The sequence below is a fragment of the Actinomadura sp. 6K520 genome (assembly GCF_004349245.1).
Taxonomy (GTDB): Bacteria; Actinomycetota; Actinomycetes; order Streptosporangiales; family Streptosporangiaceae; genus Spirillospora.
The window spans coordinates 1-14,118 of sequence record NZ_SMLC01000004.1 but is presented as its reverse complement, the minus strand read 5'-3'; the positions used below and the strand labels follow the sequence as shown (position 1 = coordinate 14,118).

Below are 14,118 nucleotides of genomic sequence, written 5' to 3'. Positions count from 1 at the left end.
CGGACCATGACGACCCCACGACTCCCCCGCGACGACCTGGCGGCCGCGATGGCGGCCCGGCGCGAACTGGGCCCCGAATACGACGACGCCTTCATCGAGACGGTCGTCGAGCGCATCCAGGAGACCCTCGAAGCGCGTCCCGCCGCCGTGCCCGTGCAGCGGACCCGGCCGGGTCCGCTGCACGGGCACGGCGGCCACGATCACAGCCTGGCCATGGCGGTGCTGTCGCTGCTGGCCGCGATCCCGCTGAGCGCGATCGCGGCCGTCAACGCCGGCCTGCCCGGGCTGTTCGTGGTCATGACCGGAATCGTCCTGATCAACGTCACCTACACCTGCCGTCCTCGCTAGCCCAGGGGGGCGACCCCCTGGAACCCCCGTTACGCACGGCGAACCGTTTCCCGATCCGCTCCGCGTCTCGTGAAACGGCCCCCCGTGCGGCGGGTCCTGCGGCCTGCGCTCGCTGCACTCGCTCCGGCCGCACGACCCGTGACCACCGGCTCGGGTTAGAACCTGTCGGTCATTTGCCGGGTTCGGGGTCGCGGGGCAGGCCGAGCAGGCGCTCGCCGATGATGTTGAGCTGCACCTCGGTGGTGCCGCCGTAGATCGTCATCGCCCGGCTGAACAGCATGGCCCGCGCCACGATGCCGCTCTCGGTCAGCGGCACCTCGGTGGCCGCAGCCGCGCCCTGCGCCGCCCAGCAGTAGTCGGCGACGTCCTGGTTGAACTGGACGCCGAGCAGCTTGCGGACGCTGGCCTCCGCACCCGGCTCCACGCCGTTCAGCTGCTTGAGCGTGGTGCGCAGGCCGAGCAGGTCGATCGACTGGCCCTGGGCGACGAGCTTGCCGACCTCGACGGCGGCGACCGGGTCCAGCGTGCGCTTCTTGAAGAAGCTCAGCAGCTCGGGGACGCCCATGCCGAGCCCCCCGCCGGTCGACAGCGACACCCGCTCGTTGGACAGCGTGTTGCGCGCGACCTGCCAGCCCTTGTTCACCTCGCCGACCACGCGGTCGTCGGGGACGAACACGTTGTCCAGGAACACCTCGTTGAAGATGGCCTCGCCGGTCAGCTCCTTGAGGGGCCGCACGTCGATGCCCTCGGACTTCATGTCCACCAGGAAGTAGGTGATGCCGTCGTGCTTCGCCGCGTCCGGGTCGGTGCGGGCGATGCAGAAGCCCCACTGGGCGTAGTGCGCGAGCGACGTCCAGATCTTCTGGCCGGTGAGCCGCCAGCCGCCCTCGACCCGCTCGGCCTTCATCGACAGCGACGCCAGGTCGGAGCCGGCGCCCGGCTCGGAGAACAGCTGGCACCAGACGATCTGCCCGCGCAGCGTCGGGCGGAGGAACGTCTCCTTCTGCTCGTCGGTGCCGTACCGGACGAGGGACGGCACCAGCCAGGCGCCGATGCCCAGGTTCGGGGCCTTGACCTTGGCGGCCTTCAGCTCCTGCTGGATGAGGATCTGCTCGACCGGGCCGGCCTCGCGCCCCCACGGCTTCGGGAAGTGCGGGACGCTCCAGCCCCCGTCCCCCAGCTTCGCGTGGAGCTCGTCCTTGTCGTCGATGGCGGCCAGCTCGCCGATCTCGGCGCGGATGCGCTCGCGCAGCGGCTGGGCGTCCTCGTCCAGCTCCAGGACGACCTCGCGGCGGGAGCCGTCCAGCGCGAGCGTCGCGATCCGGGCGGCCCAGTCCTTGGCCGGTCCGAGCAGCGACCGCAGGGTGAGGGCGCGGCGCAGGTAGACGTGCGCGTCGTGCTCCCAGGTGAAGCCGATGCCGCCGAGGATCTGGATGGCGTCGCGGGCGGTCTGCACCCCCGCGTCGAGCGCGATGACGGCCGCGACCGCGGCGGCGAAGCGCGTCTGCTCCGCGCCGGCCGCCTCGGTGCCCTCGTCCAGGACGCGGGCGGCGTCCCAGGCGGCGGCGCGGGCCTGCTCGAGCGCGATGAGACTGCGCGCGGCCTTGTGCTTGACGCCCTGGAACTGCCCGATCGGGCGGCCGAACTGCTCGCGGACCTTGGCGTACTCGGCCGCGGTCGTCACCAGCCAGCCGGCGAGACCGGCCGCCTCGGCGCCGAACAGCGCGGCGGCGAGGTCCTTGACGCGCTCGGTCGTCAGGCCGTCCAGCACGCGGTCGGCGGCGACGGCGAGGCCGGAGACCTCGACGGCGGCGACGCGGCGGACCCGGTCCAGGCTCGCGACCGGGGTGACCGTGACGTCGGCGGCGTCGACCGCCACCCACTGCTCGTCGTCGCCGTCCGCGACCGGCAGCACGATCACGTCGGCGAGGGTGCCGCCGAGGACCGTCGCGGACGTCCCGGACACGACGAGGGAGTCGCCCTCGCGGCGGCCGGTCAGTTCCCCGTCCAGCGCGACCGCGCCGGTCCTGGACCCGTCGGCGAGGGCGGGCAGCAGTTCCGCGCGCACCTTCGCGTTGCTGGAGGCGTTGACGACAGTGCTCGCGAGCACGGTCGGCAGGAAGGGGCCGGGCGCGGCGGCGCGGCCCAGCTCCTCCAGCACGACCGACAGCTCCAGGAGGCCGAAGCCCTGACCGCCGTGCTCCTCGTCCAGGTGCAGGCCGAGCAGGCCCTGCTCCGCCAGGGCCGGCCAAAAGCCCGGCCTGCTCTCCTCGTCGGCCTCCAGCGCGGCCCGGACGGCCGTCGCGGGAATGTTGCGCTCGGCGAAGCCCCGCACCGATTCGGCGAGCGCCTCGTGCTCCTCGGTCAGCCCGATGGCCATGCGTGAACCCTCTCTCAGCCCGCTTTTGACCGCGATTCTAGAACAGGATTCGGTGCTGTGGTCCAGTGCGGGTGGACTTAGCTGTCGCGGGTCGCCGGGATCTCGGCGTCCGCCTCCACGGGAACCTCCTTCAGCGGTACCCGCCGCCCCTGGTCGGCGGCCCCGCGGCCGACGGCCAGGCTGGCCACGGTCGTCGCGACGAGGGTCCCGGCGATCACCGCGAGGGACAGCCAGATCGGCACCTCGGGCGCCCACCCGGCACCGTACTCGTGCGCCGCGTGGAGGATCAGCTTGACCCCGATGAAGCCGAGGATGAACGCCAGCCCGTGGGACAGGAAGACGAGCCGGTCGGTGAGCCCGCCGAGCAGGAAGTACAGCTGCACCAGGCCCATCAGCGCGAACGCGTTGGCGGTGAAGACCAGGTACGGCTCGGTCGTCAGGCCGAAGATCGCCGGGATGGAGTCCACCGCGAACAGCACGTCGGTCGAGCCGATGGCGATCATCACGATGGCCATGGGGGTCATCATCCGGACGCCGTCCCGCCGGGTGACGAACCGCGTCCCGTCGTACTCGTCGGCCGTCGGGATGACCCGCTTCGCCCACCGCAGGAGGGCGTTCTCCTTGAGTTCGCCCTCGTCCTCGCCGCCGCCGCGGACCATCCCGAACGCCGTCCAGAGGAGGAACACGCCGAAGATGAAGAAGACCCACGTGAAGGTCGAGATCGCGGCGGCGCCCACGGCGATGAAGATGCCGCGCAGCACCAGCGCGATGACGATGCCCGCCATCAGGACGGTGTGCTGGGCGTGCTTCGGAACGGCGAACCGGGTGAGGATCACCATGAACACGAAGAGGTTGTCGACGCTGAGGCTCTTCTCGGTGACGAAGCCGCCGAAGTACTCACCGGCGTACCGGGCGCCGGAGAAGAACCAGACGCCGATGCCGAACAGCACGGCGAGGCCGATGTAGATCGCCGACCAGAACGCGGCCCGCCGGGTGGTGAACTCCCGCGTCTCGTTCCGGTGGATCAGGAAGAGGTCGGCGGCGATGACGACGAGGATCCCCGTGATGGTCAGGGCCCACACCAGAGGGGAGACGGACAACGTGTACCTCCAGCGGACACTAAAGAGCGCTGGAGGTCTCTCCCGCCCCGCACGAGCGAGGGCCGCGGAACCCGGGCCGGTATGGACCGACCGTACTGACGGGAACCGTGCGCGGGGATACTCCCCTCCACTGCCCTCTTCAACGCGACCCCCGCGAGCGCGGTTCCTCCTCGGCGGACATTCTTTTCACTTTTTTCGAACCGGCGCCCGGGGGACGGCGTCTAAGGTCCTGTCACCGCCCACGCTCCGGGTCAGCGGCGGCCGCCCGCCAGGTCCCGGTACAGGTCGGCCAGCTGGGCGACGGCGTCGTCCTCGTCCGGCAGCATCGCCGACCGCTGCGCGGCGGCCGATCCGAGCCGCGCCGCGAGCGCCGGGTCGTCCAGGACGCGGCTCACCGCGCGTTCCAGGGCGGCCGCGTCGCCGGGCGGCACCAGCAGCGCCGCCTCGCTCTCGGGCCCGTGCAGCAGCGCACCGCCCGCGCCCCCGGCCGCGCCGACCATGCCGGGTATGCCGCCGACCCGGGTGGCGACGAGCGGCAGCCCCGCCCGCAGGATCTCCTGGACGATCAGCGGCTGCCCCTCCCACACGCTCGGGACGACCGCGACGTCGGAGGCGGCCAGCAGCCCGGCGACGTCCGAGCGGCGCCCGAGCAGCCGCACGGGCAGTTCCTCGGCGTCGATCCGGGAGCGCAGCCGGTCCTCCAGGGGCCCGTCCCCGACGATCGCGACGAGCGGCGGCGGGGTGCGGCCCGCCCAGTCCCGCGCGGCGTCCAGCAGCGTCGGCAGGCCCTTCTGCTCGGCCAGCCGCCCCACCGTGATGATGAGCGGCCGGTCCCCCACGCCGAGCTCCGCGCGCAGGTCGGCGCGGACGGCCGGGCCCGGCGGCGCCTTCGGCGCGGGCGCGGGCACGATCGCGTGCCCGGCGGACCGGGCGCCGAGGGAGCGCATCCGCTCCTCCAGGTCGGGTGAGACGCCGAGGACGCGGGCCGCGCCGCGCGCCACGACGCGCTCCAGCGCCCCGTAGACCGCGGCCGTCCGCCCGCCGGCGATGACGGCGTTGTGCAGCGTGACGACCACCGGCGTCCGGCCCCGCGAGAGGCGCAGCGGGCCCGGCGCGACCCGCGCGCACGCGGCGACGGCGAGGGCGCCGGCCCGCAGCCCGTGGGCGTGGACGACGTCGGCCCCGCGCAGCAGCGCGCGGAGCCGGGCGACGGCCTTGGCGTCGTGCACCGGCCGGGGCCGGTCGGCGAGGTCGACCTCCGCGAAGCGGGCGCCGGCGCCGCCGAACCCGAACAGCTCCTCCGTCGAGGCGGGCCCGCAGACCAGCACGCGGGCGCCGCGGGCCACCAGGCCGGCGGCGACCGACCGCACGTGCCGCCCGACACCGCCCGCGCTGGTGCCGAGGACCAGCGCCACGCGCAGGCCCTCCAGATCCCGCGCGGCGCGTTCGGGGAGTCTGGGGGTCCGCCCCCACGTGCGGCAGGGATCTTTCTCAGACATCGCGGGTGACCCTTCGGTTGAGGACGGCCCGAAGATCCCGGCCGTCGATCATGAATGCGATGAGCAGGAACGCCGCGCCGGCGGCGAGCGCGGCCACCGCCCCGGTCCCGATGCTGTGCAACTGCCCGCCCGTGCCGAGCAGGGCCGCGGTCGCGTACCCGGCCGCACCTCCCCCGGCGCCGCCCGCCAGCCCGGCCGCCAGGGCGCGCGGTGTCCCGGCGGCGGACGCGGCGCCTCTGGTGCGGACGAGCGCCGCGACCAGCAGGACACCGGCGACGGTCATCCCGGCCGCGTTGCCGGCACCGAGTGCGGCGACCACCCACTCCCGGTCGACGGTGAGCACGAGCGCGACGTCGGCGGCCATCACGACCAGCCAGCCCGTGACGACCGCGCCGGCGGCCGCCCTCCCCCGGTGGCAGGCGTACAGGACCCGCCCCAGGTGCGCGACGAGGCCGTAGCCGACGAGGCCGGGCGCGAACGCCAGCACCGCCCGCGACAGCACGTCCTGCTGCTCGGGAAGGCCGGGGTTGAACACGGCCGCGACCGGCACGGCGACGGCGGCGAGCACGGCGGCGCCCGCGCAGGACACGAGGACGACCGCCCGGGTGGTGGACGCGGTGACCCGGTCGAACCGCTCGTGCTCCCCGGCGCTCATCCGCGCGGACAGGGCCGGGAAGGCGCTTGTCGCGATCGGCACGGCCAGGATCGCCCACGGCAGCAGGTAGATCGCCCACGCGTACTGGTAGTTGGCGAGGGCGCCGCCCGTGCCCTCGTAGCTGAGCCGCACGACCAGCAGCGCCGACAACTGCTGCGCGGCGACCGTGGCGAGCCCGGCGGCGGCGAGGCGCCGCACCTTCCGCGCCACCCCGTCCGGGAACCGCAGCGTCGGGCGCAGCCGCAGCCGCAGCCGCCACGCCGCGATCCCGGCGGTCGCCGCCATCGCGACGCCGCCGAGCGCCGTGCCCACCGACAGTGTCAGCTCGGCGCTCAGCGGCAGGCCGGCCAGGTCGTTCTCGTGGCCGCGGCCGAGGGGCGCGTAGGCGAGGTAGGCGCCGATCACCACCAGGCTCGACGTCAGCGGTGCGAGCGCCGGGGCGATGAACCGGCGGTGGGACTGCAGCACCCCGTACAGGACGACCGCCATCCCGTACATCACCATCTGCGCCGACATGACGGCGAGCATCGAGGAGCCGACGTCCACGATGCCGTCCCGCGAGCAACCCGCCAGGTCGCGGCCGACGAGCAGCTCCATGATCGGGCGGGCGCCGAGCGCCATCAGCACCGACAGCGGCACCATCAGCACGACGATCCAGGTGAGCAGCGCCGACCCGATGCGGCGGACCTCGTCGCGGTCGCCGCGCTCGGCGGCCCCGGCCAGCACCGGCACGACCATGGCGGTCAGGGCGCCGCCCGCGACGATCTCGTAGACGATGAACGGGAGCTGCGTGGAGGTGAAGTACGCCTGGCTGAGGCACGAGGTGGTGACGGTCTGGGAGAACGCGTAGGTGCGCCCGAATCCGGCGAGCCGCGCCAGGACCGTGATGATCCCGATGACGACGGCGGCGCCGGCGAGGCCGCCGGTCAGGCGGCGGAGAGTTGACGGTGGCACGCTGCTGGAATGCCGCGGGGGGTTCTGGTGCGCCTACGCGGGGTCGGCGGTGACGCCGTTGCCCGTCACTCCGGTGCCCGCCGGACCGGACTGCGGCGGGACGGACGGGCGGAACGCGTCCTCCATGCCCGGCTTGCCGGCGTCATCGACCGAGGCGGGCGCCGCCGTGGTGGCGGGCGTGGCGACCGGGCGGCGGCCGAGCATGTCGATGCGGTTCAGCACCGGGTTGCCCGCGATGACCTTGGTGAAGCTGACGAACTCGCTGGCGGCGTTCAGGCCGACGAGGCCGGTCAGCACGGCGAGCCGGGGGCCGCGGCCGAGGCGGGTGGCGGCCAGGCCGAGCAGCGCGCCGAGCGCGTTGGATCCGGTGTCGCCGAGCATCGCGCGCTCGCCGAGGTCCTCGGGCAGCAGCGCGGCGGCGGCGCCGAGCGGCGCGGCCACGACGGCGGCGGACGGGCGCGCCAGCGCCAGCGGCGTGCCGGTGATGAGGCCGACCTTCACGGCCCGGCCGGGACGCAGGTCGAACAGGTTCATCAGGTTCGCGGACCCGGCGATGACCGCGCCGTTGAGGAGGGCGTCGAACGCGCGTCCCGTCCGGGTCGGGGCGGGCGATCCGGCGACGGCGGCGGCGGCCAGCCCGGTCGCGCCGATGCCGAGGATCTTCACCGCGCCGCTGGTGACCTCGCCGCGGGCCAGTGCGGTCAGGTGGCCCTTGAAGCCGCGCGACGACGCCGAGCCGGCCAGGTCGTCGTAGCCGCCGAGGATTCCGGATCCGGCGCCGGCGAGCAGCGCGGCGGCCCGCGTCCGGCCTGCCACGCCGGGCGCCAGCAGCCCCGCCGCGGCGGCGCCCGCGACGACCGCGGGCCCCTCCAGCAGCGTCACCGGCTCCCCGCGGTGGTTGGTGCGGCCCCATACCTCGTCGCCCGGCACCCCGTTCAGGCCGGGCGGGTTGCGGGTCAGCGCGGCGTAGGCGGCGCGTGCGGCGGCGGCGCCCAGGGCCGCGCCGGCCACCGCGCCGAGCCGTCCCGCCGAGCCTGCGGCGATGCGTCGCTTCATCAGGTCACCCGTTCTTCCCCGCCGTTGGCGCGGGCGAGGGCAGGTAGCCGCTCACGCCGGCGCCCGTCCCGTACTGCCCGCTCTTGCCGTTCATCTCGTTCTGCAGCGCCAGGATCGTGACGACCTGGCCGGAGGGGGTGTCCACCACGTCGACGGTGGAGACGTTCTCCTCGGCGTCGGAGTCGCGCAGCGCCGCGATCAGCCCGCCCTCCTGTGCGGAGGTCGAGGGGCCACCGACGACCGTACCGCGCCCGGCGGCGTCGAGGGCGGAGGCCAGCGAGATCAGGGCCTTGTTGTCGTCGCCGCCGCCCTCGTAGGCGTACGGGGTGGCGGGGCCGACCACCACGGCGAGCGTCGCGTGCCGGCCGGGCTTCCCGGTGACGGTGATGTACCCGGCCTCCTTGAAGCCGTTGAGGACGGCCCCGCCGGCGGCGTCCTCGCGGCCGGACTCGCCGGGGTCCCGGGTGACCAGGGCGCCCGCGAGGACCGCGCCCGCCTTGTCGTAGGCGTCCGCGTCCTCGGGGAACTCGACGTCGTCGGCCTTCAGCTGGGTGGCCAGCTCGTCGATCGTCATCAGCTGGTCGTCGTCCAGCAGCTTGCTCTGGACGGTGACGCGGCCGGTGACGGCGGCGCCCGCGTTCTTGGCCAGCTCGCTGACCTGCTCGATGCTGTCGTCGCCGGCGCCGGGCGCCTCGACCAGGACGACGGACTGGCCCTTGAGCCGGTCCGCGACGATCTGCGGCGACAGCACGCCGGCGAACTGCTCCTGCCCGTTGACCTGCTCCTGCAGCTGCCGCTGCTGGTTACGGGCCTGCTGGGCGCTCTTGGCGGCCTGGTTGGCCTGCTGCCGCAGGGTGTCGCTCACCGAGTCCGACAGCGTGGTGGAGCCCAGCACGATGCCGAGCGCCAGCGCCAGGAAGATCGCGACGATGGAGACGAGGTGGTAACGGAAATCGATCACGTGAAGAGTCCGGTCAGCCAGAAGACGAAGGCGTGCCAGCGGTCGGCGAGCAGGGGACTGATGACGTCCCCCGCCGGGGACACGGCGACGGCGATGACGATGGCGACGAGCGCGCCGAGGACGAGGAACAGCAGCGACCAGGTGGAGATGCGGCTGCGGTAGAGCCGGCTGACGCCCTTGGCGTCCACGAGCTTGCTGCCGACCCGCAGGCGGGTGAGGAAGGTGCTGGCCATGCCGGCGCGCCCCTTGTCGAGGAACTCGACCATGTTGGCGTGCGTGCCGACCGCGACGATGAGCGAGGCGCCCTTGTCGTCGGCGAGCAGCATCGCGATGTCCTCGCTGGTGGCGGTGGCGGGGAACGTGACCGCCTCCAGGCCGAGCTCGTGCACCCGTTTCAGCCCGGGGGCCCGCCCGTCCCGGTAGGCGTGCACGACGATCTCCGCGCCGCAGGTGAGCGCGTCGTCGGAGACCGAGTCCATGTCCCCGACGATCATGTCGGGGCGGTAGCCGGCCTCCAGCAGCGCGTCGGCACCGCCGTCGACGCCGATCAGGACCGGCCGGTACTCGCGGATGTAGGGCCGCAGGGTCGCGATGTCCTCGCGGTAGTGGTAGCCGCGGATCACGATCAGGGCGTGCCGCCCGGCGAGCTTCGTGGTGACGTCGGGGACGCCGACGCCGTCGATGAGCAGGTCGCGCTCGCGCTTGACGTACTCCATCGTGTTGGCGGCGAACGCCTCCAGCTGGCTCGCGAGGCCCGCCTTCGCCTCGACCAGCGCCGTCTCCACCGACTCGGGGGTCTGCTCGGTGCCCTTGACGATGAGCTCGTCGCCGCGGTGCACGGCGCAGCCGTCGACGCGGACCTGGTCGCCCTCCTGCAGCTTGGCGAAGATCTCCGGGCCGACGTCGTCGACCAGCGTGATGCCGGCCCCCAGCAGGATCTGCGGGCCGAGGTTGGGGTACCGGCCCGAGATGCTCGGGGCGACGTTGACGACGGCGCCGACCCGGCAGGAGACCAGCGACTCGGCGCTGACGCGGTCGAGGTCGACATGGTCGATCACCGCGACCTCGCCCGGCTGGAGGCGTTTGGTGAGGTCCTTGGTGCGGCGGTCGAGCCGGACCGTGGCGCTGACCCCGGGCAGGCCGTCCTCGCGGCCACGGCCGCGCGCGAGCGCGCGCAGCGGCAGTTTCTGTGCCAGCCGGACGCGGCGCTCGGTGGTGGGTGACGGGTCGCTCATCACTTGCCATCCTGCCAGAGCGCGGATGCGGTCGCCCGAAAAGACGGGCGTCCAGGCGTGTCCGTTCGCGTACTCTCTGTGATTTTGCGCGCGGGTCGTCCCCCCGCGGCGGCACCCTGCTTATCCGGGGGGCTTTGCGCCGCGGTCAACGTTCCTCGGAGGCCATGGCCAGCAGTTCCTCGGCGTGGGCGCGGCCCAGTTCGGAGTCCTCCAGGCCGGCGAGCATCCGGGACAGCTCCCGTACGCGGCCCTCCCGGTCCAGGGCGGTGACGCCGCTGCTGGTGACGCTGCCGTCGTCGGACTTCTCCACCAGCAGGTGCTGGTCGGCGAACGCCGCGACCTGCGGCAGGTGTGTGACGACGATCACCTGGGCGTTGCGGGCGAGCCGCGCCAGCCGGCGCCCGATCTCGACGGCGGCCTTGCCGCCGACGCCGGCGTCGACCTCGTCGAACACGAACGTCGGCACCGGGTCCGCGCCGGCGAACACGACCTCGATCGCCAGCATGACGCGGGAGAGCTCGCCGCCGGAGGCGCCCTTGTGCAGCGGCAGCGGCTTGGCGCCCGGATGCGGCGCGAGCCGCACCTCGACCTCGTCGACGCCGTGGGGGCCGTAGTCCTCGGTCGGGGTGACGGTGACGACGACGCGGGCGTGCGGCATCGCCAGCGCCGTCAGCTCCCCGGTGACGGCGTCGGAGAACCGTTCGGCGGCGCGGGTGCGGACCTCGGTCAGCTCCGCGGCCTCGGCGGTGAGCCGCCCGGTCAGCTCCGCGTGCTCGGCGCGCAGCTCCTCGATGCGGTCGTCGTCGCCCTCCAGCTCGGTGAGCCGGGCCGCGGACCTGCGCGCCCACTCCAGGACCTCCGCGACCGTCCCCTCCGCGCCGCCGTACTTGCGGGTGAGGCCGGTGAGCTCGGCCCGCCGCTCCTGGACGGCGGCGAGCCGCGCGGGGTCGGCGTCGACGGACTCGGCGTAGGAGGCGAGGTCGGTGCCGACGTCGGAGACCAGGTAGCCGGCCTCGGCGAGCCGGTCGGCGAGCGCCGCCAGCTCCGGGTCGTGCTCGCGGACGGCGTCCAGTGCGTTGCGGGCCTGGCCGAGCAGGCTCGTCACGTTCGCGGCCTCGAACGCGGCGGCCGCGTCGCCGAGCAGCGCCTCGTGCGCGGTGTCGGCGGCGCCGCGCAGCGCGTCGGCGTGCCCGAGGCGCTCCTCCTCCGCGGCGAGGCCGACGTCCTCGCCGTCCTTCGGGTCGACCTTCTCGATCTCCTCCAGGCCGAAGCGGAGCACGTCCGCCTCCTGGGCCCGCTCCCGCGCCCGGGTCGTCAGCTCCTCCAGCAGCGCGGTGACCTGCCGGTGCCGCTGGTACGCCTTGGTGTAGCCGCGCATGGGCTTGGTGAGCGCCGCGCCCGCGTACCGGTCGAGCGCGCCGCGCTGCCGCGACGACTGCAGCAGCCGCTGCTGGTCGGACTGCCCGTGCACGGCGACCAGGTCGTCGGCGAGGTTGATCAGCACGTTGACGGGGACGGACCGCCCGCCGAGGAACGCGCGGGAGCGGCCCTCCGCCGACACCGACCGGGTGACGATCAGCGCGCCGTCGTCCAGCTCGCCGCCGGACTCCTCGACGCGCTCGACCACGCGGCCGCCGGGATCGACGACGATCCGGCCCTCCACGGTGGCGCGGTCGGCGCCCGGCCTGACCCGCTGCGGGTCGGCGCGGCCGCCGAACAGCAGCCCGAGGCTGGTGACGACCATGGTCTTGCCCGCCCCGGTCTCGCCGGTCACCACGTTGAACCCCGGGGACAGATCGAGCACGGCCTCGTCGATCACTCCGAGGCCCTGGATCCGCACCTCATCGACCATCGGGCGCACCAGCGTCACAACCCTCCGCAAAACAGATCCCGGACCAGCGCCTGTGGAGATTATCTCCTCTCCCCGCCGGATGCTCCCCCGTCCGGCGCCGCGGGCCCCCCGCCCGCGGCCGTGCCCGGTGCGGGGCGGCCGGGGGTGCCGCCCGCCGCCGGAACGTCTCCGACCTGCGAGTCCTCCAGTGAGGGCGACGGGTGCGCGGGCTGGCGGACCCGGCCCCGCCACCCCGTCACGGGCAGCCCGAACTTGGTGACCAGCCGGTCGGTGAACGGGGTGAGATGCAGCCGGGCGAGCCGCACGGGCTCCACACCGCGCCGGACCTCGACCCGCGCGCCGGGCGGCAGGTCGAGGGTGCGCCGCCCGTCGCACCACAGGACGGCCCGGGGCGTGCCGGGCAGCACCTCCACCGCCACCGACGAGCGCGGCGACACCACCAGCGGGCGCGCGAACAGCGAGTGCGCGCTGATCGGCACGACCAGCATCGCCTCGACCTCCGGCCACACGACCGGGCCGCCGGCGGAGAACGCGTACGCGGTCGACCCGGTCGGTGTGGCGCACACCACGCCGTCGCAGCCCCAGTTCGACAGGGGACGGCCGTCGATCTCGGCGACGACCTCCAGCATCCGCTCCCGCTCGCCCTTCTCGATGCTCGCCTCGTTCAGCGCCCACGTCGTGCCGAGGACCGTGCCGTTGCGGCGCGCGGTGACGTCGATCGTCATGCGCTCCTCGACGTCGTAGCGGCGGGCCACGACCCCCTCGACGGTGGCGGCGAGGTCCTCGCGCTCGGCCTCGGCGAGGAACCCGACGTGGCCGAGGTTGACGCCGAGCAGCGGCGTCCCGGAGGTGCGGGTCAGGTCGGCGGCGCGCAGCAGCGTCCCGTCCCCGCCGAGGACCATGACCACCTCGGCGTCCTCGGCCGCCGCCGCGGTGCTGGGCATGACGTCCACGCCCGTGCCGCCGATCGCGGCGGCCTCCTCGTCGAGGACCCGGACGCAGATCCCGGCCTCGCTGAGCCGCTCGATGACCAGCTCGGCGCTGCGGATCGCCTCGGGACGCCCGGTGTGCGCCACGACAAGCACCGACCTCTTGCTCATGCTCTGCCCCACTCCCGACGCGCTACGGCGTACAGACGGCTGGACGAACGTCCCGCTGGGGGAAGTTCCCCGTTCGGACGCCCTCTGTACGGTCCCGCGGAGCCCTGCCGATCATCGTGCCGCCGATCACTGCGGGCCCTCCGCGATGGCCTTGGCGAGGTCGGCCGGGTCGAGCGGCGGGGCGCCGGCGCGCAGCCACAGGAAGTACTCCACGTTCCCCGACGGGCCCGGCAGCGGGCTCGCCGTCACGCCCCGGACCCCGAGGCCCATTGTCGCCGCATGCCCGGCCACGCGGCGCACCGCGTCGGCGCGGAGCTCCGGGTCGCGCACGACCCCGCCCGCGCCGACCCTGTCCTTGCCGACCTCGAACTGCGGTTTCACCATGAGCGCGAAGTCGGCTTCGGGCGCCGCGCACGCGCGCAGCGGCCCGAGGACGAGCCTCAGGGAGATGAACGACAGGTCCCCGACGACGAGTTCCGGCGGGTCGCCGTCGAGCATCTCCGGCGTCAGCTCGCGGATGTTCACCCGTTCCATCACGGTGACCCGCTCGTCCGTCCGCAGGGACCAGGCGATCTGGCCGTACCCGACGTCGACCGCGTACACGCGCGCCGCGCCCGCGCGCAGCAGGACGTCGGTGAACCCTCCGGTGGAGGCGCCCGCGTCGAGGCACACCCGGCCCTTCACGTCCGGCCCGCCGAACGCGTCCAGCGCACCGGCGAGCTTGTGCCCGCCGCGCGAGACGTACTCCGGGCCGCCGCCGGCCTCGGCGACCACGATCGCGGCGCCGGTCTCGACCTGCGTCGCCGCCTTGGCCGCGGGCTGCCCGCCGACCCGCACCCGGCCGTCCCCGATCAGCTGCCCCGCGTGCTCCCTGGACCGGGCCAGGCCGCGCCGCACGAGCTCCGCGTCCAGGCGGCGCCTGCTCATCGCCGTTTCTCCGCCGGGCTCACGGGCGGGGGCGGAGGGCGTCGGGGAAGG

General features: G+C 74.3%; 10 protein-coding genes and 1 pseudogene. 1 reads left to right on the top strand and 10 read right to left on the bottom strand.

Annotation, left to right across the window (positions count from 1 at the left end; all coding sequences use genetic code 11):
• Window positions 1-6: 6 nt before the first annotated feature.
• On the top strand, window positions 7-348 hold the full coding sequence (locus tag E1289_RS02130) for a hypothetical protein (RefSeq protein WP_131974677.1): 342 nt from the start codon (window positions 7-9) through the stop codon (window positions 346-348).
• A gap of 169 nt (window positions 349-517) precedes the next feature.
• Here the strand turns inward: E1289_RS02130 and E1289_RS02125 are convergent, their stop codons facing one another.
• The 10 genes and pseudogenes from E1289_RS02125 to E1289_RS02080 form a co-directional block, all read right to left on the bottom strand.
• The gene (locus E1289_RS02125; RefSeq protein WP_131974675.1) at window positions 518-2,728 is read right to left on the bottom strand and encodes an acyl-CoA dehydrogenase; all 2,211 of its coding nucleotides are present in this window, start codon (window positions 2,726-2,728) and stop codon (window positions 518-520) included.
• Between the two features lie 77 nt (window positions 2,729-2,805).
• On the bottom strand, window positions 2,806-3,828 hold the full coding sequence (locus E1289_RS02120) for a TerC family protein (RefSeq protein ID WP_131974673.1): 1,023 nt from the start codon (window positions 3,826-3,828) through the stop codon (window positions 2,806-2,808).
• A gap of 251 nt (window positions 3,829-4,079) precedes the next feature.
• Window positions 4,080-5,249, bottom strand: a complete 1,170-nt coding sequence (locus tag E1289_RS02115) for a glycosyltransferase family 4 protein (RefSeq protein ID WP_131974856.1) — start codon at window positions 5,247-5,249, stop codon at window positions 4,080-4,082.
• Window positions 5,250-5,319: 70 nt separating this feature from the next.
• A complete protein-coding gene (locus tag E1289_RS02110) occupies window positions 5,320-6,936 on the bottom strand; it encodes a lipid II flippase MurJ (protein ID WP_131974671.1) in 1,617 nt (538 codons plus the stop codon).
• Between the two features lie 33 nt (window positions 6,937-6,969).
• A complete protein-coding gene (locus E1289_RS02105) occupies window positions 6,970-7,992 on the bottom strand; it encodes a hypothetical protein (protein ID WP_243712552.1) in 1,023 nt (340 codons plus the stop codon).
• 4 nt (window positions 7,993-7,996) lie between these two features.
• A complete protein-coding gene (locus E1289_RS02100; protein WP_131974669.1) occupies window positions 7,997-8,953 on the bottom strand; it encodes a copper transporter in 957 nt (318 codons plus the stop codon).
• Window positions 8,950-10,188 (bottom strand): putative cytokinetic ring protein SteA, encoded by a 1,239-nt coding sequence (steA, locus tag E1289_RS02095; RefSeq protein WP_131974667.1) that lies wholly within the window; start codon window positions 10,186-10,188, stop codon window positions 8,950-8,952. Before steA ends, E1289_RS02100 begins: the two co-directional genes overlap by 4 nt.
• A gap of 145 nt (window positions 10,189-10,333) precedes the next feature.
• Entirely contained in the window at window positions 10,334-12,040 is a 1,707-nt protein-coding gene (recN, locus tag E1289_RS02090; RefSeq protein ID WP_131974665.1) for a DNA repair protein RecN, read from the bottom strand.
• A 218-nt stretch (window positions 12,041-12,258) separates the two neighbouring features.
• Window positions 12,259-13,140 (bottom strand): annotated as a pseudogene (locus E1289_RS02085) (NAD kinase); the annotation flags it as partial.
• Window positions 13,141-13,266: 126 nt separating this feature from the next.
• A complete protein-coding gene (locus E1289_RS02080) occupies window positions 13,267-14,067 on the bottom strand; it encodes a TlyA family RNA methyltransferase (protein ID WP_131974661.1) in 801 nt (266 codons plus the stop codon).
• Window positions 14,068-14,118 lie beyond the last annotated feature (51 nt).

Excerpts from the sequence above, each read along its gene's own strand:
- E1289_RS02125 (WP_131974675.1), bottom strand. The coding sequence starts at position 2,728 with ATGGCCATCGGGCTGACCGAGGAGCACGAGGCGCTCGCCGAATCGGTG.
- E1289_RS02130 (WP_131974677.1), top strand. The coding sequence starts at position 7 with ATGACGACCCCACGACTCCCCCGCGACGACCTGGCGGCCGCGATGGCG.
- E1289_RS02080 (WP_131974661.1), bottom strand. The coding sequence starts at position 14,067 with ATGAGCAGGCGCCGCCTGGACGCGGAGCTCGTGCGGCGCGGCCTGGCC.
- E1289_RS02105 (WP_243712552.1), bottom strand. The coding sequence starts at position 7,992 with ATGAAGCGACGCATCGCCGCAGGCTCGGCGGGACGGCTCGGCGCGGTG.
- steA (WP_131974667.1), bottom strand. The coding sequence starts at position 10,188 with ATGAGCGACCCGTCACCCACCACCGAGCGCCGCGTCCGGCTGGCACAG.
- recN (WP_131974665.1), bottom strand. The coding sequence starts at position 12,040 with ATGGTCGATGAGGTGCGGATCCAGGGCCTCGGAGTGATCGACGAGGCC.